Here is a 16,931-nt window from a genome sequence, read left to right on the forward strand (position 1 = left end):
CGCTGCCATGCCCTCCCGCGCCGTTATGGCCCGCCCTTCCCAGCCGGGAGCGGACGCCGGTGGGGTCGGCATGGGCCCGCCGCTCCCGCTGGATGGCGGTTGCGGTAAACGCCGGCGTCTTTCCGGGGATGGGTTCGCCCCAGATATTGACTATCGTTCCAGGTCGAATGCCATCGGGCAGATCCTCGGGGAAGAACCGGACCCTGACGCGCTCGTGACGCGCTCTGTGAAAAGCGCTCTTCTCCGAAGCGCCCATCATCCGGAGGTTCAGCGTTCCCGTCTCTCTGTCCAGGTCAACGACGGCGCCCCAGATCAGATCCGTGGCCGCGGCGTTTCCCTGGAAAAGCGCCATCTGAAAAAAGAACAGAATGAGGAGTCTGCGCCACATGATAGCACCTTAAGATGAAGGCTGAAGACTGAAGGCCGAAGGGGTGAATGAAGGCGCTCTTCAGACGCACGCCTATCGGCCCTTGGCCCGGCAATCAAAATTCGAATTGACATCAGTTTAACGTCGATATCTCGGCAGCGTCAAGAACAATGGTAGAAGAGGGCATACCAATATTTATACAAGCAGCGGGCGGTGATGAGGAGGGCCTCGGCCGGCGGGGCGCTCCTGTCGGGTTCATTCGAAAAATAACGTGTTACAGGGACTCTTCCGAATCCGCTTCGGCGGCGGGGCAGGTTTGATTCCTGAAACCCTTCCTATGGTCATGCTTCATCCTGCCATTGCCGTTCTCCTGATTCCGGCCCCAAAGCGGAAGGCCGGTTTTCTCATCTCGAAGGGGAATGGTATCCGTGCCGATGGTGATGCTGATCGCAACGGTTCTCGTGGACCCGTCGCTGAAGGCGACATCAACCCCGTTCACCGTGATGACATCCCCCACCACCGGACGTGCGATCCCGATGGAATCCCAGTAGAACAGGGGGCCGATGCCGTAAACTGTGATCGTTTCGTCGCTTCCCGTATCAATTTCCAATCCCTCGAAGAATGGCCCGACATTTTTTACCGTGCCGGTGATGGGGACTGGCTGTTCCCCCGAAAGAACATCGTGGATGGGTCCTGTCCCGTCACCGGCGCCATAGCCGTGGATCCCTCTCGGCATGTCCGACCCGTTGCCTTCGAAGCCCATGGCGCTTGCCGCAAGTCCAAAAACGAATGCCGCCGTAAGGATGATCCTGAAGATTTTCATGATGCGTCCTCCTTTTAGGTTGTGCTGTTGCGGATTCCGGATCGAAGGACCCGGAAACCCGCAGCAACATCGTCTTGATTACGCTTTGCAGTCGCCGGTGCCTTTGCCTTTGCCGCCGTCAGGGCCGTTACCATTGCCTTTGGCCGCAAACAAGCTGCAATCTCCGTCTTGGCTCTGATCCCGGTCTCCTCCGCCTTTGCCGCCGTCAGGGCCGTTGCCTTTTCCATTACCTTTGCCCGCAAACTGATTGCACGTGCCGTCCCCTTTTCCCTGTTGGCCATCGCCGTCCCGGTCACCAAGGCCTTTGCCGTTGCCGCCGGTTCCGGAGCCGTCACCGGGGCCTTTGCCTTTACCCGCCGTCAGGCTGCAATCGCGGTCACGGCTCCGATCACCTTCGCCTCGGCCGCCGTCGGAGCCTTTTCCTTTGCCCGACTGCAGGCTGCAACTGCCGTCCCTGTCCTGGTCCCGATCCCGGTCGCCGCCGCCGTTGCCGTCACCATGCCCGTGCCCGTTTCCATTGCCTGCAAGGATGACGGAGGAAGGCTCCGACGCACCGCTGTCAAGGATGCCTGCGGCCATTGCCGATACGGTTGTCGCCATCAAGAATACCATTGCTGCCATTGTCGCCTTTGTTGTCATCTTCATTTTTTTCTCCTGCAAAAGTGTTGTGTCCGTGAACATCCGTGTGGATTCCTCGAAACGAACGACCGTTTCTGCAGATAGTATAATCAATTATCGTGCCAAATCTTATATGATTAAACTACAGAAGGTTAACGTTTTTCTCTTTCTGCGCGCATCGACAATCTGCTACCATTGTCGACAATTTCGTCGAAGGTGGAGAGGAAGTTTTTGGATCGCAAGCGGGTATCATCGAGAAGGAATAAAGAGAGATCTTCTCAAGTCGCGAAATATGAAAAGCGGTTGTCATCCGACCTGGAGATGGATAACTTAAGGAAATTGAGTCCAGGAATGTGATGAAAGGCAGCGTTATGAAAAAAATAGGGGCATTATTCATCCTTGTCGTTGCTCTGCTGATGCTTGGGTCGCCTGTTCCAGCCGGAGATCGGGAAACAGGGGCAGCGGCCCCCCAAGGGCACGAAAGCACCCTCGACGGCCTGCGTCGGAATGCCGAAAAGCAGAGCGCCGCGTGGCGGCATAAAACCGAAAGAGCAGACCGGAATTGGCGGGAAAAGGTGGAGAGCGGCATGGAAAAATGGGGGCGGTCGACCGACAGCTTCGTGAAAAAGATAGGTCGAAAAACGGATGAGATGATCGATAAGTGGGGGCCTGCGCCGGCAGGCGGCCCCCGGAACCGGAAAGAGTAGACCGGAAAGAGCAGAGAAGACCCGCCGGCGTGCCCTCGATGCAGGCTACATCCCGAAGCGCTTCAACGCATCCATCACCGCCTCTTTTTCCTTTTTTTCAACGATCATGATCTTCTGGGCATGGGCGTTCTTGATCTTCCGAGTCAGGGTTTCGAGATCCGCAGGCTTCTCGATGAAGTCCGTGGCGCCCAGTTTGATGGCCTCGACGCCCTTTTCCACGGTGGCATGCCCCGTCAGCAAAATGATCTGAGCTTCGGGCTGGATCTCCTTGATGGCTTTCAAGGCCTCGATCCCGTCCATGCCGGGCATCTGGAGATCCAGGATGATGCAATCGTAGGCGCCTTTTTTGATCATGCTCAGAGCATCCTCGGCGGACGTGGAGGATGCCACCTCCAGACCTCTGGCCTCCATTCTATCGGTCATGACATCCAGAAAATCCTTGTCGTCGTCTATGAGCAATACGTTATCTGCCATGGGGTGTCTCCTTTTTTGATGAATAGATGTTGGGGGAATCGATACATCCAGTTGTCATTTTTTTTAACGAAATCGTCTTATACCGCCGTCTTCATAGCGCCTGCGGTCAGTTCGGCGTTAATTTTTCAGGCAGACTCAGGACAATCGCCCGGCCCGCCGCATCCGGGGCCACCTCGGTCTGGAGATGTCCGGCCAGCAAAGCCCCGACACCGTCTGCGAGCCCCCGGGAGAATGCGTCGACATCATCGACATCGCTCAGCCGGATCTCGGCGCCGTCGGGCCGCTTTTCGATATGGACGGTAAGCTCCGGTTTATCGGGCGCGGCGTCCATGGCCGCTTCAATGCAGCACCAGCAGAGATTCAACAGGGCGAATGGGTTGGTGGTGATGCGCACCGCCGGCTCCGGGGGGACGACCCTGACGGTCTTTCCCCGGTTGGCGGCAAGACGGCCCGTCAGCGCAACAATCAGCGTAAGGGTGTCCAGAAGGTCAACCGCGGCCTCGGGGTCATCCACCTGATGGGCAAAGCGGTTCAGGTTCTGAACCACATGATCCGCCCGGGCGACGCGATCCAGCACCTTCTCTGCGATACTCTTGACGCGGGCCGGATCCAGGGGTCGTCCTTTGTCCGCCATCAGGATCAAATCCTTTAACAGGCCCGCGTTTTCGTTGATGACGGCGAGACCGTTTTTGATTTCATGGGAAACCGTGGCCGACATTTTTCCAAAGAACCGCAATCCCACTTCGCCAATATGATTCGTATCCTTTGCCATATCGTTTCCTCACATGTCTAAAATGTCTTTCATTTTGGCAATCAATTGATCGATCTGGACCGGTTTCACCAGATAGACGGCGCCGTCGACGGTTCCCTTGCGGTAATCCTCTTCCGAACCATGGCCGGTCAGGAAAATGAACCGGATGTTGGGATATTTTTGCTTCAGGCGGTCCCGGAGTTCCAGGCCGCTGGTCTTTGGCATTTTGACATCGAGAACCGCAAGGTTATAGGGCACGGTCTCCGCGGACTTGAGGGCATCCGCCGCATTCGTGAACCAATGGGCGGTGATCCCCCTTAACTCCAGCCGCTCCGCCAGGGTTGAAACCAGTTCTATTTCATCATCGACCAGCAAGATATTCACTGGGAATTCTCCTTTTTCTGCGGCATGGTCAGGGGAAGATGCACCTCAAAGGTCGTCCCGACGCCTTCCTCGCTTCGAACATCGACCTGTCCGCCGATCTCCTTGACCAGATTATAGGTGATGGACAGCCCCAGACCGGTCCCGCCTTTCTGGGTTTTGGTAGAAAAAAACGGTTCGAACACCCGCGCCAGATCCGAGGCGGGTATGCCGCAGCCGTCATCCTGAACAGACACCACGACCTCCTGCCGATCGTTCATTTCGGCCGATATGACCAGATGTCCGCCGTCCGTCATGGCCGCAAAGGAATTGTTGATGAGGTTCAGGAAGATCTGCTGGAGCTTCCCGAGGTCGCTTTCAATCGGCGGCAAATCCGCCGATACCTGAATGGAAACCTCGATGGACCGGTATTCCGCCTCTTTTCCGGTAAAACTCAGCACTTCCCGGATCAATTCCTCCACATTCACCTGCTGCACGAGGATATCGGACTGCCGCGCGAACCCGAGGAGCCGCTTGGTGATGGTGCCGCAGCGTTCGACGGATGTAATAATGGAATCGACGATTTTCACCAGCCGGACGTCTTCGGCGTATTCCTTTTTGTAATTGAACAAATCCTTGATCAGGCCGGCCTTCTCATTGATGATGGCCAGGGGGTTGTTGATCTCGTGGGCGATGCCGGCGGCCAGTCGGCCGATGGAGGCCATCTTGCTGCCGTATTCAAGCTTGTGAAGGCTCATCAGCCGCTTCTGGTCCGCTGCATAGAGGCTGTTCACCAGATAGGTGGCCACCCCAAAAATGACGATGAGAATGATCGTGATGCTTGCGATCAGAAAACCGATCAGCCGGGCCCGCGTCTGCCGCCAGGACTTCATGAGCTCGCTCTTGAGCTTGGCGATGATGAGAATGAATGGCGTGTTTGGAATATAGGCATACCCGATGATCGTCGGCTCGCTCCGGGCGCCGGGGATCTCCTGCACCTGGGTCCGTTCGGAATATTCAGGCACAGGGAGAGAAAAGGTTTCCAGCACGTTTCCGTAATATCGGGTCGGCGTCTGGAGAATGCCCTGGGAATTGATCAGAAAGGCGTCGCCCCGCCCGCTCAACTCCAGCTCGGAGAGAAGCAGGATGAACCGGTTGGTGTCCACGGAAGACCGGAGCACATAAAAGGAGCCGCCCGGCAGGTCGTACTTTACGGCGATGATGAGGTGGGGGACGTTCCGGAACCCCAGAAACACATCGCTGATGTAGATGCCGCTGTCAACCGCCTTCCGAAACCAGGGCTGCCTGCTGTAATCCTTTCCCTTCAGGCTGTATGGACCGACATAGGCCCGCTGGATGCCGGCCGCATCGATCACCCCGATGTCCTCGAACCCGCCGCCGAATCCTTTCCTGAGATTTTCCAGGATCCGCGATAGATTCGACTCGTCCATGAGGGATTCAAAGCTGTTGTCGTGAACCAGAAAATCCAGAGCCGATTTGCGTTCGTCCAGAAAAAAGGAGATGTTTCGCTTGGCATTCGAGGCTACCCTGGCGGTCCGCAGGAGAATCTCGGATTCGATGGCATTCTGGGTCACGTTATAGTCGATCAGGGTGATGGCAATCAACGGCAGGAGCGTAACCCCGGCTGTCAGGCTGACGGTCAGCTGCCATATCCTGCGGAAATTGAACATGTGCTTGAAGGGGCCCTGGTTGTGGACCGGCAGGTCCCAGAAGGCGGGTCTCCATTTTTCGAAGGGAAATCTCATAGATTTTCGCGTCCTCGCAGGGTTTTTTTAAGCGACCATTCCCCTTGATCCGATCTTTTCCATGCCCGGGGAATATCCCCGGGCGATGGGTTCAACAGGGCGGAATCATGCCTTCCGCATGGCGCTGGTGCGGTCCCGCATCCTGGCGTTGGCGGCCTTGAGGGTTTCGCTCAGCGTGTCGATATCGACCGGTTTCTGGAGATAGGCAAACGCCCCCAGCTCCATGCATATCTTCTTGTCCGCCTCGCTGCCGTGGCCCGTCAGGATGATGACCTCGATCTCCGGTCGGGTCTTCTTGACGCGGCGGAGCACCTCGATGCCGTCGATGCCCGGCATCTTGAGGTCGAGGATCATCACCTCCGGATCATCCTCGTTCACAATGTCTAAGGCCGACTCGCCGTCATAGGCCACCGCCGAGCCCATATCCCGCATCATCAGCCGCTCGGAGAGGGTCTGGACAAACTCCCTCTCGTCGTCCACGAGGAGCACCTTGGAGGGCACCTCGAAGTCGAACCGGCGGTAGATATCCGTCTGGTGAAAATTCTTTCCGATCTCGGTTTCCACCCCCGCGACGCCGGGGACTTTCTCCGCGATGCCTTTGAGTTCGTCTTCCAGCCGCTGGAGCATCAGCACGTAGGTGTTGATGGTCAGGGTCACCTTTCCATTCCTGGCTCGCACCCCCACCTGATGGCCTTCCCGGGCCAGAGCCGCTTCGACGCAGGCGGCCAGGTGAAAATCCGCCACGGCCTTCTGCGAGCGCTCCGAACGCTTCAGCACGTCGCTGTCGATGTTTTCGGCGATCAGCCTGGCGGCGGCGGCGGCGCTGGTCTTGTCCGTCGGAACCAGGATGTCGTAGAGGGTCGAATCCCAGGGGTCGTTCCTGTCATGGAGCATCTTCACCCACGCGGCGCAGTCCTCGTCGCTTTTCCGGATGAGGTTCAGGGCCTCCTTCTCGGATACGGCCCGTTCTTCCCGGAGGTACGATACCCGGCTGGGGAGATCCGCGATCAGGCACACCGGCAGCACATGAGTGATGGACCGGGGAATGAGAAGCCCTGAAAAACCGGAGATGAGCAGGTTGTCCGCTTCCAGGATTTCGGAAAGCGAAACCCGGAGGTGCGCCACCGCGCGCTCCTTCTCGTGGGTGAACCGGTTGAACAGGGATGTTCTTGACGAGAAGGCGCTCTGTATTTTCGAGGCCGGCATGCCGGAAAGCTCGGCTGCGCGGCCCATGATCTCCTTCCCGTCGATCCATCGGTAGCCGGTTTGATCCTTGATCTCCCGGCTCACCGCCGCCTCGTTGCAGTATTCTCCGCTGAACAGTGTAATGACAGGCATATGGTTTTCCTCCTTGTTCTCTGATTATGAAATCCGGCAGACGGTGGTCAGGGGGCATAAGGTTTCCGCCGAACCCGAGTGGGTATGGGTGTGGACGGCGCAGATGGCCTTTTCCATGGTCGGGTAGATATGGTCCCGACCGATCTTGTCGATGAGATGGGTCCGCTCCAGCACGGCCATGACCGATTCATTGACGCCGCTCATGGAGATATCCACCCCCCCGCTTCTCACGGTGTCCACCAGGATGGAAAGGATCTCCTCTCCGGATGCGTCCATATCGTTGATGCCGTTGGCGACGATGATGATGTGTTTCAGCTTTTTGCCCTGCATCAGCCGATCGTTGATCTTGTCCTCCAGGTAGCTGGCGTTGGCGAAGAAGAGGGGGCCGTCGAACCGGACGAGGTCGACATACTCGCACCGCTTCAGGCCGTGGGAGACCGCATCCCGGAGGCCTTCGTCGTCATGCCGGGAGAGGGAGGTTACGGTCGGCCGCATCATCTTATACAAAAACACGCTGATCGACAAAACCACTCCCACCATGATGCCCTTGTCCAGGTGGGGCGCAAATGCCAGGGTGCACACAAACGACAGGATGGATATGGTGCCGTCATACCACTGAGCGTGCCAGGCATGGACAAAGCCGGAAATATTGATCAGGCCGATGACGGCCATCATGATGACCGCGGCCAGCACGGATTGCGGGAGATGATACAGGAGGGGCGTGAAAAACAGCAGCACGATGACGACGACGAGGCTCGTGAACACGCTGGAGAGCCCCGTGACCGCGCCGGACTGGAGGTTGACGGCGGACCTCGAAAAGGAGCCCGAGGTGGGATAGCTTTTCCCCACGGCGCCCAGGATGTTGGCCAGGCCCTGGCCGATCAACTCCTGGTTGGGATCGAGCCGCTGGCCGGTCTTGGCGGCCATGGCCTTGGCGATGGAGATGGCCTCCATGAACCCCAGCAGTGAAATGATGGCGGCAAACGGGAGCAGGCGGAGCATGACGCCCATGTCCAATTTGGGGATGGTGAAGGCGGGGAGCCCCCGGGGCACCTTTCCGATCACGGCGCCGCCGCCCGTCATGAGGAGATGTTCCGTGTCGAGAGGATTGTTGCCGAGTCTGAACCGCCAGGTCCTGCCGTCCCCGGTCTCGCCTTCCGGGAGGCTGCCTTTGGCGTAAAAAAGGAGGGTGCCGTCGGGCTGGGTCACGCCCTGGAAAAGGTACCCCCTGATTTTCTCCCGGTACTGATGGGCCTGGTTTTTCAAGCGCTCCATGTTGAGGTTGACGACGCCCAGGTCATGCCCGAGATCCAGCATCCTCGCCTCATCCTTGTTTTTGTTCGCCTCCTCCACCTCAATCGTGAGCCGGGTACGCTCCAGGGCGGCCGCAGGTATCGCTGAGACGACGCTGTTGAACGCCTCGATATCCGAGCGGGCCCCGGGAGACTGGATGGCGTCCAGCCGGCTCTCGACATTGTGTTCGAAACCGATGGCCCAGGAGATCACCGTTGTGAACAGCACCGCCACCAGCACGTTGGGAACCTTGGGCAGGAGCTTTTTGAGGCCGTACATGATGGCGAAGGCCGCAGCACCCATGATAAACGTCGGCCAGTGGGTATAATGGGCGGCCGCCTGACACACCCGGAGGATGGTTTCATAATGGTGTTCCGCGTCGTCCACGGAGACGCCGAACATTTTGGAGAGCTGCGATGACGCGATGATGATGGCCGCCGCGTTGGTAAAGCCGTTCACCACCGGATGGGACAGAAAATTGACCACGAGCCCCAGCCTGAGAATGCCCAGGGAAAGCTGAAACAGCCCAACCATCAGCGCCAGGAGGACGGCATAGGCGATGTATCCCTCGCTGCCGGCCGTGGCCAGCGGTGACAGGGATGCGGAGGTCATCAGGGAGACCACCGCCACCGGGCCCGTCGCCAGTTGACGGCTCGAACCGAAAAGTGCCGCGAGCATCGGCGGCAGAAACGATGCATACAGCCCGTAGTAGGACGGCAGCCCTGCCAACTGGGCGTACGCCATGGACTGGGGGATCAGCACCAGGGCCACGGTCAATCCCGAGATGAAATCCGCTTTGAAATCCTGGCTCCGATAGGACCTGAACCAACCGATGAAAGGAAAAACCTTTTCGACCATCACGCCTCCCTGAGATTAGGTTTTCTGATGTTGCAGCATCTGTCTGCACAAGCTGATCAAATCGTTGTAAAGCGCCCCCGCATTATATAACTGGTACGTCTTGAAGCGCACCACGCCGTCCACCATGGACAACAGAATCAAAGCGGTTTTATGGGCCGGTACATCCCGGATGGAGCCGTCGGCCTGTCCGCTTCTGATAGCCCGTTCGAAGATGTCCACAAAACAGTTGTAGATCCCTTCGAGATGACGGCGGCAGACCGGGTTGACCTCGGCCAGCCGGTAGGGATGGTTCCGGTGGAGCAGCATGAACCATTCCTCCCGCAATCCGGCCATGTAGAGAAAAAAGGAGACGACGCCCTCCACCATCTCCAGACCCGATTCAAAGATTTTCTCGGAGAAATAGTCGTCGAAAGCCTTCAGGAGTCCGTTTTTCGTGTGCTCGAGCACCGCAATAAAGAGCTCTTCCTTGTTGCTGAAATGATAGAAGATGGTCGCTCCGGCAATATTCGTCATCTCGGCGAGCTCCGCCATCGAGGTGCCGCTGAAGCCCTTTCTGGCAAATAGTTTGGTCCCGCCGATGAGAATGGCTTCTTTCTTGGTCATGATCTCAGACTACCCCCAGAATTTGAACATGCTGATCATTTAATCAGGCATACTGATTAATCAGTCAGTTTTAAACCCATATAAATCCATCGAAGGGATACCGTCAAGAAAAAAATGTAGGGCGGGAAAAAAAGTTGAGAAGGAAGAGGGGCTGAAGGCTAAAGGAAGAAGGCTAAAGGAAGAGAGGGGGGAGGGGGAAGAAGGAGAGTCTATCGCGGGATCGGTTGAAGGAAGAAGGGGTAGAGCATCCCCAGGCCGGCGTCCATGGCCCCGGCCATCAAAGCCGGCGCCCGGCGGATGAACGCCATCGCAAAATGCTGGGCGAGGCACCGGATCTCCATGTTGGATACGAGGCTTCGATAGTTCTCCGGCCGGTCCATGAAGGGGAAGATCCAGGATGCCCAGCGCTGGGGCGCTTCTGAAAGAATCAGCCCCGCCATTTCTCCCATCATGGCCTCGTCTACATCGAAAGATGGACAGAGGTCGAAAAGGACCCCCTCCAGGGTAAAGAAGCTCTTGCGGAAGAGGAGCAGGTCCCGGGGAAACCGGAACCCTTCGATCGCCAGCCCGTCCAGCAGCACAAAGGCCTTTCTCGCGATGGCGCCATCGCAAAACGCGCGGCCCGACAGGATCCCGGAGATCGCGGCCAAGGCCCGCTCCCTGAACGCGGCCTCAAGCCGGTCGTCATCGGCGGAAAGGGCCTGGATGCCGTCCAGGATCATCTCCCGGTTCTCCATGAGAATGCCCAGCATCATCAGCACCAGCCGGCTGCGCTTGTCCCGGGGCAGGGTTCCGGAGAGGCTCCAGTCGATCAGCCCGATCCGGCAATCCCGGTCGCCTTCGCCGCATTGGGCGAGGAGATTGCCGGCATGGGGGTCCCCGTGAAAGGGCGGCAGGGGGGCAAGGGAAAAAAGGGGCTGCCAGATCAGGGTTCTGAACAGGTCGCGCGCCAGGCGCTTCCGTTCTTCCGGGGCCATGGGCGCGTCGGTGATCTTTTCCCCGGGCATGAATTCCATGGCGGTGATCTCCGGGGTGGAGAAGGGGAAGAGGCCCGGCACCCGGGCGGGGCCGTCGCCGCGATAAAACCGGAGGGCGTCGCCAAGCCTCCGCTGTTCGCCGGAGAGATCGACTTCCTGGATCAGGGCCGCCCGGATATCCTCGAAGGTATCGGCGAAGCGGAGGCCCCCGACGGGATAGAGATGCCGCCGCCGGTCGAGATGTTCGGCCAGGTCCGCCAGGATCTCCAGCTCCTCCCGGAGCCGCTCCCGGACGCCGGGCTTGAGCACCTTGAAGACGCCGCGGCGTCGCCTGCTCCCGTCGGAGGTGAAGCGGAAGGGGACCACCACGCCGACGCTCGCCTCGGCGATGGGCGCGGGGCCGATCTCCACCGCAAGCCGCGCGGGGTCCTCCCCCAGGGCCTCGTGGATGAGCGCTCTGATCTCATCCATCGGAATGGTGCAGGGGCCGTTTTCCAGCGAGGTCAGCCATCCCTTGAACGATGGATCCAGGTGCCGGTTACGGGCGATCATCTGCCCCAGTTTGTGCAGGGTGGGGAGCTTCCGGGCGAGGATCAGGAGGCGGCCGGCCGGGGGGATGTCCTGGGGCGCACCGGCCTGGTCAGCGATCAGTCCGGCAATTCTGTGGATCGAAAGGCGGGAGATCAGGAACCGGATTCCGTCTGCGACGATCCCTCGATACCCGTCATAGACCGAGGGCAGCACCTCCTCCGGCCGGCAGGAGGCAACGATATCTGCGGCGGACTGGTCCCGAAACCGTCCATGGCCGATGTTGTCGGCCATCTCCATGAGTCGTGCTTTCAGATCGGCGCGGCTGAGGTTTTCCGACAGCTCCCGCAAAAATTTTTTCCGTGCTTCAAAATTGAAGAGATGTGTGATGGTCATTTTTTCGTACTGTTACCTTTTCCGCACCCTGCGGTGCGCTGTGTTGAAGGGTCCGCCGGCTCGTTTCAGCGCGCCGGAAGCTTTTCCGTTGCTCCGACCGCAAGGATCAGACCGGCGGACATGGCATCCCGCTTCCCGGTTTTGGCTTCGGGCGAAGCGGTTGCCACGCGATCGGCCGGAAGCCCCTCGGAGCCGGTGAGGGCTTTCACAACGGCCCCGGCCCGACCGGCGCCGACGGCGGCAAGGGTTGTGGTCTCCAGGGGTTCCTTCTCGACCAGACGCGCGAACATCTCCTTGGACAGGCTGCCGGGATCCGGCGCGTCATCCGCACCCGTTGCGGCGTTCCGCGCGGGCATGTTTTCAAGGGCCTCGGCCCCGAAGCGTTCAACATACCATGTTTTCAGCGTCTGTTGAACCCTCGGATTGCTGAAATCCACCGGCCCCGGATCCTCGCCGGGGGAAAGCGGCACGCCGCGCTTTTCCGCGAGGGTGCGGCGGACCTGGAGATCCTTGAGCGCCCGGCCGTCCTCGTCCGGATGATAGCGGCCGGTCACGATGACCTTGAGCTGCGGCCGCTGTCGCAGTGCCTCCGTCAATTTGACGAGTTTCTCCCGTTCAGGGGGGGGCAGGGCCGTACTGCCGGCCTCGAAGGCTACAGTGTTCAGGGTGTCGTCCTTCATGCCGAGGAGGGCGCCAAGCGCCCGGAACGGCGCAGTGGCGATTTTGGTGATCAGATTCGCGATGGCCTTTCCGATAAGGTGGCCGATGCTGAATTTGGGATCATCGAGATTTCCTCGCACGGGCAGCCCGATATCGATCACGCCGTTGCTGTCCTGCATCAGCGCCACCGCAAGATCCAGGGGAAGATTGGACGCATCCGGGCTGTCGACCTTCTCCCCCAGAACCAGCCGGTCGACGATGATCTTGTTGTCGCCCATGAGCTGGCTGTCAGTGATCTTGTATTTCAGATCCAGGGAGATCTTTCCCGACGCGATCCTGCGCCCGGCGAACTTTCCCGAATAGGGGGACAGGCGGGTCATTTCCACATTTCGGAAGACCATGCCGATATCGGTGAAGCCTTTGGGATCGAATACATTGATCTCGCCTTCGATCCTGGCCTGACCGTAGTCGTCGACCCGACCCTCCAGTTTCACCTGGGCCCGGGCATTTTTCGCTGAAGCCATGCCGATGATGACCCCGTCAAGCTCTCGAATCTTGCTGGCAAAAGGAGGGATAAGGCTGAGGTCGGTGAAATCGAGGAGGCCTTTCGATATCCGGATCTTGGAGATCCGGATGGGAAAAGCCTCTTTGGCCGGGGTCGGTGCCTCGCCGGATGCGCCCGCGGATGCCTTCCCGTTGCCCCGGACCTTGATGAGCTTGACGATATTGACCGAACCGTCCCGGGAGATGAACAGTTTTCCCTCGGGTTGCAGCAGGATGATCTCATCGATCAGAAGCTGGTTCGGCTCAAGTTCCATGCGGACGGCGGAGGTTTGAAGCGACTTCCACCCCGCGACGGTCTCCCGGGACCGGATTTCCACCAGGCGCAGATCGTCCGACTGCACCTTGCCGGCATAGACGGCCCGGGCTGAGGCGCCGCCCTCCCCATAGCGGAGGGTTCCCTGGGTGGAAACGCGTCCCGAGGCGATCTCGAGGTCCACAAAGGGCTCGATATAGGGCTGAAATGGGGTCAGATTCAGGTCCGCCGCGTCTATGGCGGCATCGACCTGCGGCCCCGCGGGATCGGCTGTCCCCTTCAGCGACATTCGCCCGCCTTGGACCATGGTCATGGCCAGTGAGAAATCGGTCGGCGATTTACCGTCCACGTTCAGGAGCAGAGCGGAGATGCCCGCAAGTTCGATGACCGGTTTTTCCTGGCTTATGGCGGCATCGGTGAGGGACGACCGGAATTCCTGAATTTGGACCTTCCGTGCCATGAATTGCCAGGGCTTGCCGGCCTTGCCGTCCTCAATGCGCTGTTCCTTCACCTCGCCCATTTTTTGGGGTGCGAGAAGGTTGAGGAGATTCATCTCTCCCGCCTTGTCGCGAATCAGTGCAACAGTTCCCCCCGTCATCTCGATGCCGGCCACCGTGACCGACCGGTCGGCCAGGTCAAAGACGCCCGAGCTGACCTTGACGGCGGGGATGGACACGATCCGGCCGGCCTCCTGTACAAGCCCCAGCCCGGCATCCTGGATCTTGAGTTCGATATTTTCGAGCCTTACCCGCGGCTCCCCGGGGCCGGTGGCCACCATAGCCTTTGACGACAGGCGGATCGTGGATGCCTGGACCCTTGCCTCCGGCTTCCGGCTCATGTCGGCAAAAGCCAGCCCGAAATTGTCCACGGTGATCTGATCAACGGTCAAATTCCAGGGAGCGGGCTGTGTTTTCGATCCGGCCGCGGGCTTTGTGGCGCCAGGTCTGAGAATCCTTTGGAGTCGCAGCCCTCCGTCCGCATCCACGCCCGTGTCGAACCGGCCGCCGCGAACCGACAGGGCGCCTGCGGCCGCCTCCCGGCGGGACAGGTCCAGGCGACCCTTTTGGAGGGTGATCTCCGATGCGCTCAAGAAGGGGGCCGCTTCCTTGTCCAGCTTCAGGGAAAGGCCAGACAGGCGAACCTCAAGCTCCCTCACCGCGGCTTTCAGGCCATCGCCCTCAGCAGCCACATCATACTGGAGTTTCGCGTCCGCGTCACCCCCGGGTTCGGCCAGGTTCAGGGCGTCTCCTGCAAACGTCCAGAGGCTGGCCGCCCGGAGGTTTTTGATGGCCAGCGTTCCTCGGGAACGGAAGGGTGCGAGTGAGATATGACCCGTCCATTGAATGGAAGCGCCGTCCCCGGTTTTGGCTTCCCCGGAATATGCCCCCTCCCGCCCGGGGAGGGTGGATATGTCGGTAAGGGTGATGTCGATGGGATGAACGGCCAGGCGGGCCGCCCGGGATTGCCGCATGTCCGCCGCGTCGATCCGGCCGCCGTGAATCGTGACGGCGCGGAAGAGCACCCTGGGGAGGGCACTTTTTTGCGCATCGGGCGGCACTTTTTCATTTCGATCCTCACGGAGTGGCGGGGGGGCCAGATGTTTCAGCAGGTTGATGCCGCCGTCCTTTTCGATGACGACGCCGGCCATGGGGGATTCCAGTTGGATGTCGCGGAAGATCCACGCCCAGTGAAGGATGCTGCTCGCCTGAAGGTCGACGAACAGACGGCCAAAACCGGCAAGGGGGCTGCCGGTTTCTTCCGAAAGGCTGAAATCCGTGATCTCCGCGGTGAGGAGGAACGGGTTCATGCGCACGCCGCCAATGGCGGCCCGTGTCTTGAATTGCCGCTCAAGCACCTGCGGCACGTATCGCTTGACCAGCCAGGGCGTCAGGAAAAAACCCGCAAGGGTGTAACATGCCAGGGCCGACGCAGCGATGACCAGGGGTTTTTTCAGCAGGATGCGTCGCATGGCCGCGGTTTTGCCTGTCGGTGATGCGGGTTCCGGGGAGCTGGGCACTGTTTCATTTTCCATGATGAACCTCTCTCTCCTGACAGGAGTCCTGAAGTGGCTGTCGATTCCTTGCCGCAAAAACAGCGGATTGCCATCAGTCGAAAGCCGGCATTCCGCATTCGCGGGGATTCACACGCCATCCTCTATAACTAAGGTACTTATTAAAGTATACCGAAAAAGCACCTGTGGCAAACAAGGCTTGCATTTTTTCTCCATTTTGACGCGCCCCGAAAAAAACGGTTGCACAGCTCCCCTCAATATGTTAATGCAAATCATTATCATCTGAGTCCATCTATCAATTGTCAACCGGCAGATGCTTTCGGCGGCAGAAAAGGATATTCGTGACGGATCCTCAAAAACGATTCGATGCCATCGTCAAGGCGCTCAAAGAGAACAACCAGAGGCTCACGCCCCAGCGATTGGCCATCGTCCGGATCCTGGCCCACAGTGATGGGCACCCCAATGTGGAAGAGATCTATGAAGCGCTGCGGGGCGATTTTCCGACCATGAGCCTTGCGACGGTATATCGAAACGTCATCCTCCTGAAATCCCTGGGGGAGGTCCTGGAGCTGGGGTTTCCCGACGGCGGCAACCGTTATGACGGGAACAAGCCCTATCCCCATCCCCATGTGATCTGTGTGAGATGCAAAAAAATCATCGATCCGGATCTCGCGACCCTCAAAGACATGACGACAGAGGTCGCGGAGGAGACCGGGTTCAGGATCCTGACCCATCGGCTCGATTTTTTTGGGATCTGCCTGGAGTGCATGGAAAAAGAGCGGTGATTTTTTTTGACTCTTTTATGATAATTATTATCATATGATATCGGTAATTTTATAGGATGAATTACTTTCTGAACCGTGAAAACGATTGAATTGTTTGGATCGACATGCTAAAGAGATAATCGTCTTTAATACATCCATATCCCCGACCCACCTGAAGTCGTCCGGGGCAGGGGCGGCCGTTATTCGCCTCCTGCCTCGCTTTTGTATGCAAAGGACATACCCTGTCCGGTCGCGCCAGCGACCTGGTTTTGCGGGTATCGATGGAGTTTTTTTCCTGCCGCAAAGCGACTTTCTTGAACACGTCGTTCATACCGACCGCGCTGCGCGCGGCAGATTAACTCCGGCGTTAGATAGAGAGGCAGCGAAATACCACAGTATTCAGTTCAACAGTTCACACAACGAAAGGAGAAACCGTCATGAGTGAAGACAGCAAATGCCCGGTAACGGGCCGGAGAAGCAACCCCATTGCCGGCGGCGGCACGTCGAACCGGGACTGGTGGCCGAACCAGTTGAACCTCAAGATTCTTCATCAGCAGGATAAGAAGAGCAATCCGATGGGCGAGGCGTTCACCTACGCCGAGGAATTCAAGAAACTCGATTTCAAGGCCCTGAAGAAGGACCTCTATGCGCTGATGACCGACTCGCAGGACTGGTGGCCGGCCGACTACGGCCACTACGGGGGGCTCTTCATCCGGATGGCGTGGCACAGCGCCGGCACCTACCGCCAAGGCGACGGCCGCGGCGGCGCGGGGTCCGGCAACCAGCGCCTGGCGCCCCTCAGCAGTTGGCCCGACAACGT

The 16,931-nt window shown here is 58.9% G+C and carries 15 protein-coding genes and 1 pseudogene; 4 read left to right on the plus strand and 12 right to left on the minus strand.

All coding sequences use genetic code 11. The features are described from left to right. From ACEW8N_RS16395 to ACEW8N_RS16405, 3 genes are all read right to left on the minus strand, one after another. Positions 1-388, minus strand: a 388-nt coding sequence (locus tag ACEW8N_RS16395; RefSeq protein ID WP_373500925.1) for a hypothetical protein, incomplete at its 3' end; no start/stop codon positions are given. A 253-nt stretch (positions 389-641) separates the two neighbouring features. Next, entirely contained in the window at positions 642-1,190 is a 549-nt protein-coding gene (locus ACEW8N_RS16400) for a hypothetical protein (RefSeq protein WP_373500926.1), read from the minus strand. A gap of 78 nt (positions 1,191-1,268) precedes the next feature. Then, a complete protein-coding gene (locus ACEW8N_RS16405) occupies positions 1,269-1,871 on the minus strand; it encodes a hypothetical protein (RefSeq protein ID WP_373500927.1) in 603 nt (200 codons plus the stop codon). Between the two features lie 308 nt (positions 1,872-2,179). Here ACEW8N_RS16405 and ACEW8N_RS16410 point away from each other — a divergent pair, with 308 nt between their 5' ends. Further along, the gene (locus ACEW8N_RS16410) at positions 2,180-2,515 is read left to right on the plus strand and encodes a hypothetical protein (RefSeq protein WP_373500928.1); all 336 of its coding nucleotides are present in this window, start codon (positions 2,180-2,182) and stop codon (positions 2,513-2,515) included. Between the two features lie 45 nt (positions 2,516-2,560). Here ACEW8N_RS16410 and ACEW8N_RS16415 read toward each other — a convergent pair whose 3' ends face one another. The 9 genes from ACEW8N_RS16415 to ACEW8N_RS16455 form a co-directional block, all read right to left on the minus strand. Then, positions 2,561-2,989 carry a response regulator gene (locus tag ACEW8N_RS16415; protein ID WP_373500929.1) on the minus strand — a complete coding sequence of 143 codons (429 nt, stop codon included), beginning with the start codon at positions 2,987-2,989 and terminating at the stop codon, positions 2,561-2,563. A gap of 106 nt (positions 2,990-3,095) precedes the next feature. Continuing rightward, complete coding sequence (locus tag ACEW8N_RS16420; protein WP_373500930.1) at positions 3,096-3,761, minus strand: hypothetical protein; 666 nt, start codon at positions 3,759-3,761, stop codon at positions 3,096-3,098. Positions 3,762-3,770: 9 nt separating this feature from the next. Continuing rightward, positions 3,771-4,124, minus strand: coding sequence for a response regulator (locus ACEW8N_RS16425; RefSeq protein WP_373500931.1), 354 nt, complete (start codon positions 4,122-4,124; stop codon positions 3,771-3,773). Then, the gene (locus ACEW8N_RS16430; protein WP_373500932.1) at positions 4,121-5,866 is read right to left on the minus strand and encodes an ATP-binding protein; all 1,746 of its coding nucleotides are present in this window, start codon (positions 5,864-5,866) and stop codon (positions 4,121-4,123) included. The genes ACEW8N_RS16425 and ACEW8N_RS16430 overlap by 4 nt, the downstream gene beginning before the upstream one ends. Before the next feature lie 105 nt (positions 5,867-5,971). Continuing rightward, a complete protein-coding gene (locus ACEW8N_RS16435; protein WP_373500933.1) occupies positions 5,972-7,204 on the minus strand; it encodes a response regulator in 1,233 nt (410 codons plus the stop codon). Between the two features lie 24 nt (positions 7,205-7,228). After that, a complete protein-coding gene (locus ACEW8N_RS16440; protein ID WP_373500934.1) occupies positions 7,229-9,355 on the minus strand; it encodes a SulP family inorganic anion transporter in 2,127 nt (708 codons plus the stop codon). A gap of 15 nt (positions 9,356-9,370) precedes the next feature. Further along, positions 9,371-9,958, minus strand: a complete 588-nt coding sequence (locus tag ACEW8N_RS16445; protein WP_373500935.1) for a TetR/AcrR family transcriptional regulator — start codon at positions 9,956-9,958, stop codon at positions 9,371-9,373. A gap of 209 nt (positions 9,959-10,167) precedes the next feature. After that, positions 10,168-11,859: an AarF/UbiB family protein gene (locus ACEW8N_RS16450; protein WP_373500936.1), complete on the minus strand. Its 1,692-nt coding sequence runs from the start codon at positions 11,857-11,859 to the stop codon at positions 10,168-10,170. Between the two features lie 65 nt (positions 11,860-11,924). Next, positions 11,925-15,305 carry a DUF748 domain-containing protein gene (locus ACEW8N_RS16455; protein ID WP_373500937.1) on the minus strand — a complete coding sequence of 1,127 codons (3,381 nt, stop codon included), beginning with the start codon at positions 15,303-15,305 and terminating at the stop codon, positions 11,925-11,927. On the opposite strand from ACEW8N_RS16455, the gene ACEW8N_RS16460 reads away from it, so the two are divergent. From ACEW8N_RS16460 to ACEW8N_RS16470, 3 genes and pseudogenes are all read left to right on the plus strand, one after another. Next, on the plus strand, positions 15,304-15,633 hold the full coding sequence (locus ACEW8N_RS16460) for a hypothetical protein (protein ID WP_373500938.1): 330 nt from the start codon (positions 15,304-15,306) through the stop codon (positions 15,631-15,633). The two genes, ACEW8N_RS16455 and ACEW8N_RS16460, sit on opposite strands and share 2 nt — an antisense overlap. A gap of 55 nt (positions 15,634-15,688) precedes the next feature. Beyond that, the gene (locus ACEW8N_RS16465; RefSeq protein WP_373500939.1) at positions 15,689-16,132 is read left to right on the plus strand and encodes a Fur family transcriptional regulator; all 444 of its coding nucleotides are present in this window, start codon (positions 15,689-15,691) and stop codon (positions 16,130-16,132) included. A gap of 416 nt (positions 16,133-16,548) precedes the next feature. Then, a pseudogene (locus ACEW8N_RS16470) lies at positions 16,549-16,931 on the plus strand (catalase-peroxidase); the annotation flags it as partial.

Origin of the sequence: Desulfococcus sp. (genome assembly GCF_041737845.1) — a bacterium.
Classification (GTDB): Bacteria; Desulfobacterota; Desulfobacteria; order Desulfobacterales; family Desulfococcaceae; genus Desulfococcus.